Consider the following 15,308-nt stretch of genomic DNA (forward strand, 5'->3'; position numbering starts at 1 on the left):
GATCTTTCTGGAGTCAGGCGCGCACGTCGGCGGACACGGGCTCGGGGTGCAGCGTGTGGCGGCTGTTCGTCCATGCGAGGTAGAACACGGGCGAGGCGAGCGCCGACAGCGCGAGCAGGGGGACATTGACGAACACGACCGCGAACACGACGAGCGCGACGAGGCTGAACAGCGTCAGGTACCAGCGGTGCACGCCGAACCAGGCGGCACGGCGCACGGCATCACGCACACGGATGCCCGGTTCGTCGGCGATCGCGACGAGGGCGAGGAGGCCTGTGCCGGCGACGAGGGCGCCCGTCACCGCCAGCACGACCATCGCGGCCTGCGCGTACGGGCCGTCGGCGAAGAAGCGGACGTCGACCAGCAGCACGACCGCGATCGCGACGACGGCGAGCGCCAGCAGGCTCGCGCGGCGCCACGTGGCGCGGTAGCCGCGGCCGAACGCGCGGAAGGTGTTCTCGTCGGCGTGGGCGAACGCCGTGAAGGCGGCGGTCAGACCGGGCGCCGCGATGACGGCGGCGAGCGCGACCAGCGGCCACGTCGCGAACGCGTCGGTGAACATCAGCAGCACGATCAGCGGCGCGGCCGTGAGGGCGAGCATGACGTTGACGGCGACGGCAGTGCCCAGGGCATCCATCGCCCCCTGGATCTTCTCGAAGCGCATGATCAGCCCTTCAGTCCCGAGGTCGCGATGCCTTCGACGAAGAACCGCTGGCCGAGCAGGAAGATGATCGCGATCGGGATGACCGAGACGGTCAGACCGGTGAAGAGCATCGCGTAGTCGGCGTCGAGGTTGTTCGCGACGAAGTTCTTCAGCCCCAGCTGGACCGTCCAGTTCTCCTTGCTGCGCAGGTACAGCAGCGGACCGAGGTAGTCGTTCCACGTGTTGACGAAGGTCAGCAGCGCGAGGGAGGCGAGCGCTGGTGCCGACAGGGGCAGCATGATGCGCGCCCAGATCGAATACTCGTTGAGGCCGTCGATGCGAGCCGCTTCGCTGAGCTCTTCGGGGATCGACTCGAAGTACTGCTTCATGAGGAACACGCCGAAGGCGCCGAACGCCTGCAGGACGATGATCGCGAGCAGCGTGTTCGTCAGGTGCGCCTGGGCCAGCATGATGTACTGCGGGATCATGTACGACTGCCACGGCACGGCGATCGTGGCGAGGTAGACGAGGAACAGCACGTCGCGCCCGGGGAAACGGACCTTCGCGAAGCCGTAGGCGGCGAACGATCCGGTCAGCACCTGCAGGAAGGTGACGACTGTCGACAGCACGATCGTGTTGCGCAGCCAGGTCGCCATGTCGGTCTTGGTCCACAGATCGACGTAGTGCTCCCAGTGCCAGGTGTCGGGCAGCCAGCGCACCGGCACCGAGAAGACCTCGTTCGAGTCCTTGAACGAGCTGAGCACCATCCACGCGAACGGGATGAGCAGGGCCAGGGCGAACGCGACGAGCAGGATGCTGCCGACGACGCGCACGATCGTGCTGCGGACGGCGCCCTTCTCGCGCTGGGGCTCGGGGAAAGTCGCCGGCGCCGACACCGGCGGCGCTTCGGTCAGTTCGGGGGCGGACATCAGGCACTCCGCTTCTTGTTGATGAAGAACTGGATGACCGTCGCACCCAGGCAGATCGCGAACAGGACGACAGCGGCGGCCGACGCGTAGCCGAACTTCGACTCGATGAAGCCCTTCTGGTAGATGAACTGCGACAGCACGACGGTCGCCTGGTTCGGGGCGGAGGTGCCGCCCGGCGAGAGCACGATGATGAGGTCGAAGATCTTGAACGAGGCGATCGTCAGCAGCACGGTGACGAGGAACATCGTCGGGCGGATGCCCGGGAGAGTCACGTTCCAGAACCGCTGCAGGGCGTTCGTGCCGTCCATGCGGGCGGCTTCGTAGAGCTCGCGGGGCACGGTCTGCAGGCCTGCGAGGAACAGGATCATGTAGTAGCCCATGTCACGCCACGTGCTGATGATGACGATGGCGGGCATCGCCCATTCCTGCGAGGTCAGCCACCCGGGAGGGTTGGCGATGCCGATGAAGCGCAGGAACTCGTTGATCGGACCGTAGTCGGGGCTGAACAGCAGGTTCCACACGAGCGCGATCGCGACGATCGAGGTGATGTAGGGGAAGAACGCCGCAGTGCGGAAGAAGGCGACACCACGCAGCTTCGTGTTCAGCAGCAGCGCGAGGCCGAGCGAGACCGCGATCGTCAGCGGCACGTGCATGACGGCGTAGTAGAAGGTGTTGACGACCGAGCGGCCGAACAGCGGGTCGGAGACGAGCTTCTCGAAGTTGCCGAAGCCGATGAAGTCACCCTTGCCGAAGATGTTGTAGTCCGTCAGCGACACGTAGAACAGCGTGATGACGGGGATCAGGGTGATGATCGCGAAGCCGATGAAGTTCGGCAGGATGAAGCTCCAGCCGATCATGGTGTTGCGCAGCGTCAGCTTGGAACGGCGGTTCTTCAGTGGGGTGGGCGGTGAGCCGATCGCATCGGCGGTGGCGCTCGTCATGGCGACTTCCCGGTGTTTCCTACGTGATGAAAAGTGGGTGGGGGCCGGTGCCGGGCGCTGGGCGCCCGGCACCGGATGCGCTACGCGGGTAGCGCGCCTCAGAGAGCCTTGAACGCCGCTTCGGCGTCGGCGATGGCCTGGTCGATGGACTTGGCCTTCGTCAGGATCTCGGTGTGCAGCGTGCCGAGGATCGTCTGGACCGCGGCGGTGTCGTTCGACGTCGGGTTCTCGGGACGGGTGTCGTGCGTCGACCAGGCGAACTTCGACACGTCGTCGGTGGGAACGCCGTCGACGGCGAAGTAGGCATCCACGACCGCGTCGGACGTGTTGGCCGGCGTGATGCCGATCGCGGCGAGCTTGGCGGCCGCCTCATCGCTGAACGCGTACTCGAGGAACTGCTTGGCCACGTCGACCTTCTCGGGCGCGATCGCGGCGTTGATGCCGAAACCGGTCGGGTCACCGAAGGTCACCGGGTTGTCGATGGTCGACGAGTCGACCTGCGGGATCGGCGCGAAGCCCCAGTTGAACGTGTCGGCTTCACCGGATGCCTGCTGCGAGAGCAGCGTCGCAACGTACCACGTGCCCATGGGCAGCATCGCGGCGTGCTGCTTGCCGAACTCACCCTGGTAGGTGGGGCTGTTCGCGCTCGAGGTCGCGAAGTCGATCTGGTAGCCGGCGTCTTCGCGGGCGAGGCGCCGCTCGTACAGGTCGGTCATGTACGAGTAGTCACCCGAGAAGATGTCGCCGTCGAACTGCGCGTTCGCGAAGCCCTGCGTCGTGGACTGCCAGCGGTGCTCGTACGTGCCGTAGTGGTCGGCCGTGGTCAGCGCCGCGGCGGCCGCGTCGTAGTCATCCCACGTCCACGAGCCGTCGGGGTAGTCCACGCCTGCCGCGTCGAAGATGTCCTTGTTGTAGAACAGGACCCACGAGTCCTGGCGGTACGGCGTGCCGTACTGCACACCGTCGACCGAGTACGAGTCGGCACCGCTGACCGAAGCCGGGATGTCGATGTCGGAGACGTCGAGCAGCTGGCCACCGTCGACGAGCGTCGGGACGTACTTGACCTCCTTCTGCGTGATGATGTCGGGTGCCGCGCCGGCGCCGAGGTCGGCGGTCAGCAGCGTGTTGTACTCGGCGGGGTCATACTCGACGACCTCGACTTTGTTGCCGGTTGCCTCTTCGAACCCGTCAGCGAGGAGCTGGAACTCGGGCGTCGTGTCGATGCTCCAGCCCGACAGGGTCAGGGTGACCGGGCCGTCGGCCGTGGTCTCCGTGTCGGAGGTGGTGCCGCTGCATGCGGCGAGCGACAGCGCCGTGACGACGGCCAGGCCGCCGGCGATTGCGAACTTGCGGTTCATGTGTCTTGCTGCTCCTTTGCGATTGCTGTGGTCCCTGCTCTGGGCCCTCGGGTCACCGTTCCGCCACAGCGGATCGGGGGTCTGTGATGGCGTGGACGGTGCGGGCACCGTCCGGCCACAGGATGGATGCCTCGTCGCCGGACAGGCTCACGACGGGAGCATCCGAGTCGGTTCCGGCGAGTGCGATCGCCGTGACGGTCCACTCCCCCGGCACGGCCGGGTACTCGATGACCGGAACGGTCGCGAACGCGCCCAGGGGGCTCGCGGTGCGACGCTGCTCGAGACGCGCCGTGCCGCCGGCGCTGCCGACGACCGTGCTGACGAGTGCGCCGCGGCGGGCGGATGCCGTGGTATCCATCGCCTCTGCCGTCACGGCAGCGGCGTCGTCGGCGGCGAGCGCCCAGCCGCCGACGCGCAGGCGCACGGCGGTGCCGTCGATGCCGGGCTCGAGGTCGTCGATGCGAGCGCAGCGCACTTCCCACGCGCCGCGGACGAGCGAGACGGTCGTCAGGTGACCGGCGAAGGTGACCTCGCCCGTGATGCCCGAGCCGTGCCGGATCTGCACAGCGGCCGGGTCGATCCAGTGCGCGTGGGTCGTGGATGCCGCGACGCCCACGCCGCCCGCCGAGTCGTCGCCACCCGTGCCGCCGTCGATGCGCAGCGCCGCCAGCTCCATCGCGGCGCGGTGCGTCGCGCGACCGCGGTCGTCGACGAGGGCGACCGACTGCTCGAGCGGCTCGGCCCACGCGTCGCCGTTCAGCAGCGGCGACGTCGCGGTGGAATACCCGATGCGCGCGTACAGCGGCGAGTCGCCGACGACGTCGCCGGGGTGCGCGTGGTCGGTGCCGTGGTTGATGGCGCGCACGATGCCGTCTGCCGCGGTCGCCGAGACGATCCATCCGGCGGGGGCGACGAGGCGCAACTGGTCTGCCTCCTGCGCGGGCAGTTCCTCGGCCGGCGCTGACCACACCGGGTGGTCGGCCGGCAGCGCGATGCCGAGCATGCCCTTGGTCGCCCAGTACGGCGACGCCGGGCCGGAGTAGTTCTGCGCGAGGCGACGCCACGGCCCGTGCCAACCCATCGTGAGCAGGTCGCCGTCATCCGGCGCGCCGTGCTCGGCGAAGTGCGCGACGATCGAGGATGCCGCGACCCGCAACCGACCGAGCGACACCGAGGGCACTTCGGCGAAGGCGCCGACCCAGAAGGGGGCGGCCGCCGCGAACCGGTAGATGAGGCTGCGGCCCTGGAGGAGGGGGGATCCGTCGCCGCCGACGAGGGTCACGGCATCTTGCAGGAACCGGTCAAGCGCGGCGATGTCGCCAGCGGTGCGCCCGCCCGTGAGTTCGCCGGCACCCTGCATGCGCGACCACAGCACGGGGTAGAGGTGCAGCGCCCAGCCGACGTAGTGGTCGTACGAGCGCTCGTCGCCATCAGAGAGCCAGCCGTCGCCGCGCACGAACGAGTCGTGCCGGGCGAGGTCGGCGGCGATGTCCTGCGCCGACCACGGGCCACCGACCGAGCGCAGGAAGGTCTCGACGACGATGCGGAACCACACCCAGTTGGTCTGCGGGTAGGTCTCGTCGCCGACGACGGGCGCGAGATAGGCGATGACGCGCTGCTGCGTGAGCGCGTCGAGGCCGTCCCAGATCCACGCGCGGGTCATGTCGAGGATGAGCGCGATCGAGGCCGCCTCGACCTTGGCCTGCGCGTGCTCGTCCATCCGCACCCAGCGGTTGGGGTTCTCGGGGTCGACACCGGCGGCGATGCCGCGCGAGTAGTCGGCGATGAGCTGGTCCACTCCTTCGCCGCGCGCGCCCGCGATGCGGAAGCCCGCGAGCAGGAACGTGCGCGCGAAGCCTTCGAGCCCATCGACGGCTCGGCCGTAGCCGCCCTCGTCGCCCGGCGGCGTGATGCGGGCGAAGTCGTCGGATGCCCAGGCGCGGGCACCGGCGAGAAGCCGATCGGCGTGGGCGAGCCACTGCTCGCGAGACCAGTCGCGCACGAGCGGTGCGCTCGGCGCCGCTGCGGTGGTCTGGTCGCTCACGGCTTCTCCCTTGAAGTACTCAGTGTCGGGAACAACCCCGAACACTTTGGGAGATTAGCAATCCAAACCGATCACCACAAGTCCTTGTTTGAATCGTAATGATCGTTTATGATCGATTCATAGGCTCAGTTCAGGTTCCTGAACAGAGATCCCGTGCAGATATCTCAGCGCAGAGAGGCTTCAGATGGAGAGCGAGACAGAGATGGCGCCGACACGCTTCGCGGGTCCGTTGGCCGTCGAGCTCGACGCCCTGTCACTGACCAGTCTGCCCCTGGTCGCGCCCGACGACGCGCTGCCGCTGCCCCCGGCATCTGATCGTGAGGTGTGGGATGCCGTCGATGCCGCCACGCTCGCCGAGCTTGGCACCGTGGCCGAGTCCGAGCGCGGAACGCCCTGGCCGCAGCCGCTCGCGAGCCAGGCCGTGCGCGTGCACCGCGACGGCGATCGCGAGGTGTGGGAGCGCCCGGCCTTCGAACGCCAGCGCCGGCTCAGCCGCGCCGCCGTCATGGCGGCGACGACGGGCGACGACGTGTGGCTCGACGAGGTGGCCGACGGCGTCGTGCTGCTGTGCGAGCAGTCGTCGTGGTGCTGGCCCGCGCACGACGACACGCTCGAACGCCACGGCGCCGTGCTCGCGACGACGACCGATCCGTTCCTCGATCTCGGCGCGGGTGAGGCCGTCGCGCAGCTCGCCTGGATCGACCAGCTGCTCGGCGCACAGCTCGACGAGCGGTACCCCGGCCTGCGGGCACGCATCCGCGACGAGGCCCGCCGGCGCGTCATCGACCCCTTCGTCACCCGCCGCGACTGGCACTGGATCGGGCTGGACGGCGACGTGCACAACTGGAACCCGTGGATCCACGGCAACGTCCTCGTCGCCGCTCTGCGACTGCTGGATGCCCCGGACGAGAGCGCGCTGCGCGCCGAGGTCGTGCGCCTTTCCGTCGAAGGACTCGACCGCTACGTCGCGGCACTGCCCGCCGACGGCGCGATCGACGAGGGGTACGAGTACTGGTGGAACGGCGCCTGCCGTGCCCTCGAGGCACTCGACGTGCTCGCGCACGCGACCGGCTCGGTCGTCGAACTCGGCGCGCGCGTGCCGGCGCTGCGCGCGACGGTCGCGTTCCCGCACCGCATGCACCTCGGCGGGCCGTGGTACCTCAATCTCGCCGACGGTCAGGCGCGGCCGGTCGAGCCCAAGCCGTGGCACGCGCTCTACCGCGCGGCGCTGCGCGCGGGCGACGCCGCCTCGGCGGCGCACGCGCGCGCCCAGCTGATGGCGGGAGCGCCCGTCGCCGATGCGGCGTCGGGCGCGGGGCGACTGCTGCGCGCTCTCGCCGATGCGGAGTGGCGCGATGCGACATCCGCCGCTGCTGTGGCCGCTGGCGCCTCTGGCGCGGGCGGCGCGCCGACGGGCGAGTGGCTCGCCGAGAGCCTGTGGCTGCCCGACGTCGAAGTGCTGCTCGCGCGCGAGCGAGCCGGCACGGCGGCCGGGCTCACCCTCGCGATCAAGGGTGGCCACAACGGCGAGCACCACAACCACAACGACGTCGGCTCGTTCGTCGTCGCCCGCGACGGCGTGCCCGTGCTCGTCGATGCGGGGCGCCCGACGTACACGAAGCAGACGTTCGGGCCCGACCGCTACGACATCTGGACGATGCAGAGCCAGTGGCACAGCCTGCCCGTCGTCGCGGGAGGCGGGCAGCCACCGGGTGCGCGGTTCCGCGCCCGGTCCGTTGCGGCCGCGCCGGCGGATGCCACGATGAGCCTCGACCTGGCATCCGCCTATGACGTCCCCGGCCTCACCTCGCTTGTGCGCACGGCACACCTCGATCGCGCCACCGGGCAGGTCTCGATCCATGACCGGTGGGAGGCCGACGGTGAGGTCGACGGCGAGCTCGACGTCGTCGAGCACCTGATCGTTGCGGGCGAGGTCGAACTCATCCCCGGCGGCGCGCGGGTGCATCCCGTCGGCGGTGGCGGCACGGTGCTGTTGCGCTGGGATGGGGGCCTCGACGCGCAGCTCGACGTGCGCGAGCTCGACGACCCGATGCTCACGGCGGTGTGGGGCACGCACCTCACTCGCGTGCGGATCGATGTCGCTACGCGCGGCACGTTCCACCTGACGGTAGAAAGAGACGACATGATCGCCAAGGATCACCGATGACCGAGCAGAACCCCACCGCGCCGCAGGCGGCCCTCCTCGGTGCTGAGCGGCGCGCGTATGTCCTCACCGCCCTCGCCCGCGACGGCGTCGTGCGCATGGCGCAGCTGACGGAAGAGCTGGACGTCGCGCCCGTCACCCTCCGCCGCGACTTCGCGCAGATGGAGAAGGAGGGACTGCTCGTCCGGGTGCACGGCGGCGCGGTCGCGCCCAGCGGCGGCGTGACCCTGCCCGAGCAGGCGGTCAAGCCCACCACCGGCACGATCGCGGTGCTCGTGCCGTCGCTGAACTACTACTGGCCGGGCGTCATCCGCGGCATCGAAGCCGAGGCGCGCCGCCGCGGTCTCACGCCGATCCTGCGCGGCGCGTCGTACGAGCTGCAGGACGAGCGTCCCGTGCTCGAGCGCCTCGTCGCCGAGCAGGATGTGCGCGGATTCATCGTCGCCCCCAACACCGACACGCCGCACGCGCAAGACGTCGTGCAGTGGCTCAAGGCATCCGGCCTGCCGAGCGTCTTCGTCGAGCGCGACGCCGTGCTGCTGCCGAGCGGCGAGCCCGTCGAGAACGTCGTGACCGACCACGCGCTGGGCGCCGTGTTCGCGGCACGCCACCTTGCTTCGCTCGGCCACCGCAAGGTGGGGCTCATCCTGTCGCGCGACTCTCCCACCAGCCGCAAGATCGCCCGCGGCTGGGACACCGCGTGCGCCGAGCTCGAGCTGCAGCCCTCCGACCACTTCGAGCAGTACTTCCCCGATCGCGCGCGCGCGAACTTCTCGGTCGCCGTCGACGACGCGATCGACACCGCGCTGCGCACCGGCGTGACGGGACTGCTCATCCACTCCGACCCCGAGGCGATGGCGTTCATCGACATCGCACTCAACCGCGGACTCGCCGTGCCGCGCGACCTCTCGGTCGTCGCGTACGACGACGAAGTCGCCCAGCTGTTCACCCCCGGTTTGACGGCCGTGAGCCCGCCACGCGCGGCCGTGGGAGCTGCAGCGGTCGACCTGCTCGCGCGGCGCTTGGAAGACCCGACGCGACCCGTGCACCGCGTGACGCTGAACCCGTCGCTGAACGTCCGGCAGTCCACCGCCGCCGTCCGCGCATGACGGTCGACCCGTTCCAGCACTCGCCGTGGTCGTTCTGGGACGAGGCCGATCCCGCCGCGCAACGCGCGCAGCTGGCCGCGCAGGCTTCACTGCTTGACGCTCACCCGGCGTGGCGGTTCGGGGCGCGGTGCTTCGTGTCGGATCTTGCCTCGGTCGACGCCGAAGAGCTGACGCTCGGCGACGGCACCTACCTCGCCGCCGGCAGCTACGTGACCGGCACGGTGCGCCTCGGTCGTGACGTGAGCGTCAACCCGTACACGGTCGTGCGGGGCGACGTTGAGATCGGCGACGCGACCCGCATCGGCGCACACACGTCGATCCTCGGGTTCAACCACACGATGGACGATCCCGACGTCGAGATCCGCCTGCAGCCGCTGGCCTCTCGTGGCATCCGCATCGGCGACGACGTCTGGATCGGATCGCACGTGGTCGTGCTCGACGGCGTGACCGTCGGATCGCGCGCCGTACTCGCCGCGGGCGCCGTCGTCACCAAGGACGTGCCCGCCGGAGCGGTCGTCGGCGGCAATCCGGCGCGGCTGCTGAAGTGGCGGGTGGAGCCTGTGGCTGCTGGGGCGGGTGTTGAGGCTCTTGCTGGTGAGGGCGTCGCCGCTGGTGCTGGTGCGGGTGTTGAGCCTCTTGCTGATGCGGCTGCCGACTCACTGGTCGCGCGGCTGGGTGCGTTCGCGGATGCCGCGCGGGCGGATGCCGCGGATGTGCTCGCGCGATCGTGGGACGAGGCATCCCGTGCCTTCGTCGACGGGCCCGGCGAGCCGATATCGCTGCGGGCGCACTGCGACGCCGTCGAGATCTCCGACCTGCTGCTGGGCACTGTGCCGCCGCAGCTGTCGCGCGAGCGGGTGCGTGATCGGATCGACGGGTGGCCGCTCGACGACGGCACCGACCCGGCATATCGCGTGCTGTGCGCGGGCTACGCGCTCGACCTGCTCGGCAGCAGGTTCACCGCGCTGCCCGAACTCGACTCGGCGGCGGCGCTCGTCGCGCGGCTGGATGCCCTGCCGTGGCAGAGCGACCCGTGGCACGCGGGGCACTGGGTCGACTCGTTCGGGACGGCGCTGCGGTGGCGGCGCGGCGCGGGGGCTGCGGTGCCTGCCGGCTACGCCGAGGCGCTGTTCGGCTGGCTCGTGACGCACGCCGACCCCGAGACCGGTGTGTGGGGGCGCGGCTCGCAGCGAGACGGGATGCTCCTGCCCGTGAACGGGTTCTACCGGGCATCCCGCGGCACGTTCGCGCAGTTCGGCGTGCCGGTGCCGTTTCCCGAGCGGGTCATCGACACGGTGCTCGCGCACGCGCGCGACGAGCGCTACTTCGCGCGCGAGCGGCAGAACGCCTGCAACGTGCTCGATGTCGCGCACCCCCTCTGGCTCACCCGCGGGTCGGGTCATCGCACCGACGAGGTGACGGCGCTCGCGCGCAGGCTGCTTGAGGATGCGCTGGGCCGGTGGCATCCCGGCGCCGGCATGTCGTTCGGTCCTTCGGGCGATGGGGGTGCGCTGTCTCTTTCGGGCGGGCCTGGGCTGGGGGCTGGGCCCGGGCCCGGGCTGCAGGGCACCGAGATGTGGCTCGCGATCGTCTGGTACCTCGCGGATCTCGTCGGCCTGTCGGATGCCCTGGGCTATCGCCCCCGCGGCGTGCACCGGCCGGAGGCCGCCTTCTAGGGCGTTGGGGCGCAGTTTGGGGTCGCGTGTTGTCGCTTCCGCCGGGCTGAGACGACCACGGGCGACCCCAAACCCCGCTGACGGCGTTCGAGGAGCGCAAAAACCTCGCGCAGAGGGGGTTTCTCACGGGGTCAGAGGGTGACGACGACCTTCCCGCGCACGTGGCCGCCGCGCTGCAACGCGATCGCCTCGTCGATCCGCTCGACGGGGAAGGATGCCTCGATGGGCAACGTCACCGCGCCGTCCGCGATCAGCTGCGCGATGCGCGCTGGCGCATCGGGGGCGGATGCCGCTCCACCCGTCGCGATCGCACCGTACGGCGGAGTCGGTCCACCCGCGATCGTCGCGATGCGCTCCCCCGGAACGCCGAGCGCGGCCGCCGCGACGGCCGTGTCCGTGCCGTGCAGGTCGATGGCCGCGGTCACGCCGTCGCCGGCGACGGCGCGGACGGCCTCGACGAGTCCGTCGCCGTACGCCACTGGGATCGCCCCGAGGCCCTTCAAGAACTCGTGATTGGCCGGCGAGGCCGTTGCGATGACGGTCGCGCCCGCGGCGACGGCCAACTGCACCGTGATGACTCCGACGCCGCCCGCGGCACCGCCGATCAGCACCGTGTCGCCCGCGGTGACGCCGACCGCGCTCAGCGCGGCATCCGCCGTACGTGTCGCGATCCACAGCGTCGCGGCGGTTTCGTCGTCGAGCCCCTCGGGGGTGTGGGCGAGGTTGCTGACGTCAGGCGTGAGCACGATGTGGTCGGCGACGGCGCGGCCGCGCGCACTGCCGAAGACGCGGTCGCCGACGGCGAAGCCGGTCACGCCGTCGCCGACCTCGTCGACGACGCCGGCGAAGTCGTTGCCGAACCCGGCCGGAGCGGTCACACCGAACGCGGCCGCGGCCTGCGGGTGCGTCGCGATCTTCCAGTCGACGGGGTTCAGACCGGCCGCGTGCACGCGCACGCGCACCTCGCCCGCGCCGGCGACGGGGTCGGGCCGGTCGATGATCTCCAGGACGATGGGATCGGCGATCTCCTGCTGCTGTACGAATCTGCTCATGAGGGTTTCGACGCTGGGCAGCCCGGGATCATTCCCGCCGGCGCTCGTCTTCGCTGCGCGCGTGGCAGTTTGGGGTCGCGTGGCTGTTGGGGGTCGCGTGGTGTCGCCACCGCCGTGCTGAGACGACCACGAGCGACCCCAAACCGCACGTGCGCCAAGTTTGGGGTCGCGCGGTGTCGCCTCCACCGCCCCGAGGCGACCACAGGCGACCCCAAACCGCCGCGCGGCTACCCGTACGTGATCGCCACGCTCGTCTCGATGACCTCGCCGGGCGAGACGCGCACCGCGCGGGTCTGCTCCGACTCCCGCTCGGGCTCGAACAGCGGCGCATTCGCCGGCTCGATGCCCAGCGCCCACCCGCCACGCGTGGGCAGCACCCACTGGTAGCACCGCGGCAGAGTGCCCGCCGACCATGCCACTTCGGTGCGGCGCCCGTCGGGCGTCGTGACGATCGCGCGAGCCGTGCCATCGTCCGCGCGCACCCCGATATGTGCGAACACCGTCTCTTCTGTGTGCTGGATGGGATCGGGCAGCACCGTGGCATCCGGCACGCTCTGCGTGTGCTCGCGGGCGATCGTGCGCTCCGCTTCGATCGAGACACGGGCACCCGGCGCGATCGCCGGGGCCCCGAGGTTGACGTGGTACAGCAGCGCGACGGGCGCGGGCTCCAGACCGAGGTTCTCGACGCGGTCGTGCACACGCAGTGCCTCGTCGACCGTGCTGGTGGTGATGGCCCGGCGGATGCGGACGTGCCGGCCGAACATGTGCACGTCGTCGATCGTGCCCGTGATCTCGACGCTGACGCCCGCCGGAGACAGGGTACGGCGCCACGCGACATCGTGCGCCGGCGTTGCGCTGTGTCTGCCGTGCAGGGCCCCGTCGCGCGCGACCCCGATCTGGTCGGGGCCGCAAGTCACGAGCAGTCCCCCGAGAAAGCGATCTCCCCAGCCACGCCCGGGGCCCGGATCGGTCTCGATCGGCGAGCGCCAGGCGACGGGTGTTCCCCGCCACCAGGCCCCGCCGATGTCGAGCCCGCGATCGGGCAGGACGTCGAACGACCAGCCGTCTGCGACTCGCACGGTGATCCGACGGATGCCCCGTTCATCGCGTCCCTCGACGACGTCCACAGCGGCCGTCGGGCGCAACAGCCCCGCCCGCAGCAGGTCGGCGACGGTCACGGTGCCGGCGGTCGCGCGACGAGCACTTCACCGTCGCCACGCACGGTCAGCGCTCCGTCGGCCGCCGCGACGAGCAACGTCGTGCCTCGAGGCGCGGGCTCGCCATCGATCTCGAGATCGCCCGCAGTCACGACGACGATCGCGAAGCCGGCGGCGATCTGCGCCGTTCCCGACACGGGCATCCGCTCGAGCCGGAAGTACACGTCGGCATCGACGGGGAACACCGAGCCGGATGCCGGTGCCGCATGCACCAACTGTGCGACCTGAGCCGCGGAGCGCCCGGTACGCGAAATCGCCTGCAGCGCGACGTCGAACCCGAGGCCGAGGTGACCGTCGGCCGCACCGTCGAGGGCGAACCCGTCCCATTCGAGCAGGATCGACAGGTCTTCGGGCTGCTGCAGTTCCAGCAGCAGAACGCCGGCACCGATCGCGTGGAGCTCGCCCGGCGGCACCCACACGACATCACCGGGAGCGACGTCGATCTGGTGCAGCAGGCCAAGCAACGCCATGACGTCCTGTGAGTCGACGAGCGCACGCAGCGCACCGGCATCGATGTCGTCACGGAGCCCCACGTGCACGGTTCCTCCGCTGAGGATGTACCAGGCCTCCGCCTTGCCGTGCGCACGGCCGAGGTGCGTCGCGGCGAAGTCGTCGTGCGGATGCCCGTGCACGGGTAGCCGCTGCCCCGCATCGAGAAGCTTGACCAACAGCCGCGCGTCGGCGCCCCAGCGGGCGGCGTGTGCCGCGCCCAGCCAGGTCTGAGGATCGGCGGCGATCGCGTCACGCAACAGCGTTCCGTCGGGCAGTCGCGTCAGCCCGACTTCCGCTTCGCCGGCGACGGTCGTCGTCGAGCCGACCCAGTCCTCCGGCTCACGCTCGCCCGCGACGGGCTCGCCGCGGAAGGCGGTGATCTGCGCGCCGCCGCGGTAGAAGCGCTCCGCGGGTCGGTTCGAGCTCAGGCGGATGGGCATGCAGATCTCCTAGTGAGAGGTCAGGGGCAGCGCCGCGCGCGGCGCGAGGAACCCGCCGACGAAACTGTCGCCGAGTCCGATGGTCGTGGGGTGCGCGACGTCAGCGACCACGGCGGTGACGCCGGCGCTCGCCGGTGCGGCGGCTTCGACACCCGCGACGACGCGAGCGCCACCGGCGTGGCGCGGCAGCCGCGCGGTCTGCTCGAGGTCATCCGGTCCGAAGACGTCGCCCAGCCGGTAACGGGTGGCCGACACGCGCACCGCACTCTCCAGCGCAACGCGGTGGTGCGCGGCATCCGGGCCGACCGCGATCGCCCAGTAGCGGGTGTGCACGACAAGGGCCGGGGCCGGGATGAGACGGTGCGCTTCGGCGAGCGCCGCGGTCACATCGGCCGCGTCGAGCAGGTTCACCGCACGGCCGACATACTCCTGCAGCTCGTCTTCGTTCATGCCATACACGTCGATGCGCGGCAGCAGTCGGTCGCGCGCGATGCCGGCGAACTCGCGCCGGTAGAACCCGGCATCCTCGTAGTACACGAGAGCGTCTGCGGAAAGACTCCGCATCGCGGTCTCGAGATCATCGAGGCGACGGCCCAGCAACGCGGCATCCTGCATCGTGTTGAACCCCGAGACGAGGAACGCATCCGCATCGGCGAGGGTCTCTGCGAGTTCGGGGGCAAGCGCCATCTCGCGGTTCGGCCGGTCGTTCGCGAAGATCAGCCGATTGGCCGACGACGAGATCACGTCGCCGTCGATCAGTCGGATCAGCGCACCGACCGGGTACTGGACGATCAGGTGCGGGTCGAGGGTGTCCTCGGTGGCCGAGCAGATCCACGAGATCGACGGCGGCATGAGCCGGCGCACGTTGTCGTCGATGCTCACGAGGTGCTGCACGCTGGGAATGCCGAGGCGATCCAGCGCCAGTCCCGCGCGCACTCCCGTGCCGCCGAGGGTGATCTGCGTGTCGAAGCGCGCGGCGAACGACTCCAGCGTCGCCGAGGCGTCGACGAACCGCTCGCCGCCCGATCCTGAGGCGAGAAACCCCAGGATCGTGACGACGAGCGCGCGTTCATCGGTGATCGGCGCCGTCGTGGTCAGCTCGCCCCGCCGCACGCCGTGCGTGCGGGCGAGCTGTTCGACGACATCGGCATCCCAACGGATCTCGTAGTCGACGGTGCCGCCGAGTCCGAGTACCAGTCGACCGCTCATGGCGCCGATCTCCTTCTGTCGCAGGTGTGACGAT

The 15,308-nt window shown here is 70.4% G+C and carries 12 protein-coding genes; 3 read left to right on the plus strand and 9 right to left on the minus strand.

What is annotated here, in order from left to right:
- Positions 1-13 precede the first annotated feature (13 nt).
- The 5 genes from BGO46_RS12770 to BGO46_RS12790 all read right to left on the minus strand — a co-directional run bounded on the left by BGO46_RS12770 (position 14) and on the right by BGO46_RS12790 (position 5,915).
- A complete protein-coding gene (locus BGO46_RS12770) occupies positions 14-664 on the minus strand; it encodes a ferredoxin-NADPH reductase (protein ID WP_292676586.1) in 651 nt (216 codons plus the stop codon).
- Positions 665-666: 2 nt separating this feature from the next.
- Positions 667-1,572, minus strand: coding sequence for a carbohydrate ABC transporter permease (locus BGO46_RS12775; RefSeq protein ID WP_292676583.1), 906 nt, complete (start codon positions 1,570-1,572; stop codon positions 667-669).
- Complete coding sequence (locus tag BGO46_RS12780; protein WP_292676581.1) at positions 1,572-2,513, minus strand: sugar ABC transporter permease; 942 nt, start codon at positions 2,511-2,513, stop codon at positions 1,572-1,574. Before BGO46_RS12780 ends, BGO46_RS12775 begins: the two co-directional genes overlap by 1 nt.
- Before the next feature lie 98 nt (positions 2,514-2,611).
- Positions 2,612-3,871 carry an extracellular solute-binding protein gene (locus BGO46_RS12785; RefSeq protein ID WP_292676579.1) on the minus strand — a complete coding sequence of 420 codons (1,260 nt, stop codon included), beginning with the start codon at positions 3,869-3,871 and terminating at the stop codon, positions 2,612-2,614.
- Positions 3,872-3,923: 52 nt separating this feature from the next.
- Complete coding sequence (locus BGO46_RS12790; protein WP_292676577.1) at positions 3,924-5,915, minus strand: DUF2264 domain-containing protein; 1,992 nt, start codon at positions 5,913-5,915, stop codon at positions 3,924-3,926.
- A 184-nt stretch (positions 5,916-6,099) separates the two neighbouring features.
- Between BGO46_RS12790 and BGO46_RS12795 the strand changes: the two genes are divergently transcribed.
- Genes BGO46_RS12795 through BGO46_RS12805 form a run of 3 tightly spaced genes read left to right on the plus strand, consistent with a single transcriptional unit; the run spans position 6,100 to position 10,864 of the window.
- Complete coding sequence (locus BGO46_RS12795) at positions 6,100-8,082, plus strand: heparinase II/III family protein (RefSeq protein ID WP_292676576.1); 1,983 nt, start codon at positions 6,100-6,102, stop codon at positions 8,080-8,082.
- The gene (locus BGO46_RS12800; protein ID WP_292676574.1) at positions 8,079-9,188 is read left to right on the plus strand and encodes a substrate-binding domain-containing protein; all 1,110 of its coding nucleotides are present in this window, start codon (positions 8,079-8,081) and stop codon (positions 9,186-9,188) included. Before BGO46_RS12795 ends, BGO46_RS12800 begins: the two co-directional genes overlap by 4 nt.
- Positions 9,185-10,864: an acyltransferase gene (locus tag BGO46_RS12805; protein WP_292676572.1), complete on the plus strand. Its 1,680-nt coding sequence runs from the start codon at positions 9,185-9,187 to the stop codon at positions 10,862-10,864. The genes BGO46_RS12800 and BGO46_RS12805 overlap by 4 nt, the downstream gene beginning before the upstream one ends.
- 131 nt (positions 10,865-10,995) lie before the next feature.
- Here the strand turns inward: BGO46_RS12805 and BGO46_RS12810 are convergent, their stop codons facing one another.
- The 4 genes from BGO46_RS12810 to BGO46_RS12825 all read right to left on the minus strand — a co-directional run bounded on the left by BGO46_RS12810 (position 10,996) and on the right by BGO46_RS12825 (position 15,274).
- The gene (locus tag BGO46_RS12810; protein WP_292676570.1) at positions 10,996-11,916 is read right to left on the minus strand and encodes an NADP-dependent oxidoreductase; all 921 of its coding nucleotides are present in this window, start codon (positions 11,914-11,916) and stop codon (positions 10,996-10,998) included.
- A gap of 227 nt (positions 11,917-12,143) precedes the next feature.
- Positions 12,144-13,094 (minus strand): DUF4432 family protein, encoded by a 951-nt coding sequence (locus BGO46_RS12815; protein ID WP_292676568.1) that lies wholly within the window; start codon positions 13,092-13,094, stop codon positions 12,144-12,146.
- A complete protein-coding gene (locus BGO46_RS12820) occupies positions 13,091-14,065 on the minus strand; it encodes a carbohydrate kinase (RefSeq protein WP_292676566.1) in 975 nt (324 codons plus the stop codon). Before BGO46_RS12820 ends, BGO46_RS12815 begins: the two co-directional genes overlap by 4 nt.
- 9 nt (positions 14,066-14,074) lie before the next feature.
- A complete protein-coding gene (locus BGO46_RS12825; RefSeq protein ID WP_292676564.1) occupies positions 14,075-15,274 on the minus strand; it encodes an ADP-dependent glucokinase/phosphofructokinase in 1,200 nt (399 codons plus the stop codon).
- Between the last annotated feature and the right edge of the window lie 34 nt (positions 15,275-15,308).

Origin of the sequence: Microbacterium sp. 70-16, from assembly GCF_001898315.1 — a bacterium.
Lineage (GTDB): Bacteria > Actinomycetota > Actinomycetes > Actinomycetales > Microbacteriaceae > Microbacterium.

Bases quoted from the DNA above. Each gene is read 5' to 3' on its own strand.
- BGO46_RS12825 (WP_292676564.1), bottom strand. From the start codon at position 15,274: ATGAGCGGTCGACTGGTACTCGGACTCGGCGGCACCGTCGACTACGAG.
- BGO46_RS12785 (WP_292676579.1), bottom strand. From the start codon at position 3,871: ATGAACCGCAAGTTCGCAATCGCCGGCGGCCTGGCCGTCGTCACGGCG.
- BGO46_RS12800 (WP_292676574.1), top strand. From the start codon at position 8,079: ATGACCGAGCAGAACCCCACCGCGCCGCAGGCGGCCCTCCTCGGTGCT.
- BGO46_RS12805 (WP_292676572.1), top strand. From the start codon at position 9,185: ATGACGGTCGACCCGTTCCAGCACTCGCCGTGGTCGTTCTGGGACGAG.
- BGO46_RS12780 (WP_292676581.1), bottom strand. From the start codon at position 2,513: ATGACGAGCGCCACCGCCGATGCGATCGGCTCACCGCCCACCCCACTG.
- BGO46_RS12775 (WP_292676583.1), bottom strand. From the start codon at position 1,572: ATGTCCGCCCCCGAACTGACCGAAGCGCCGCCGGTGTCGGCGCCGGCG.
- BGO46_RS12820 (WP_292676566.1), bottom strand. From the start codon at position 14,065: ATGCCCATCCGCCTGAGCTCGAACCGACCCGCGGAGCGCTTCTACCGC.
- BGO46_RS12810 (WP_292676570.1), bottom strand. From the start codon at position 11,916: ATGAGCAGATTCGTACAGCAGCAGGAGATCGCCGATCCCATCGTCCTG.
- BGO46_RS12770 (WP_292676586.1), bottom strand. From the start codon at position 664: ATGCGCTTCGAGAAGATCCAGGGGGCGATGGATGCCCTGGGCACTGCC.
- BGO46_RS12795 (WP_292676576.1), top strand. From the start codon at position 6,100: ATGGAGAGCGAGACAGAGATGGCGCCGACACGCTTCGCGGGTCCGTTG.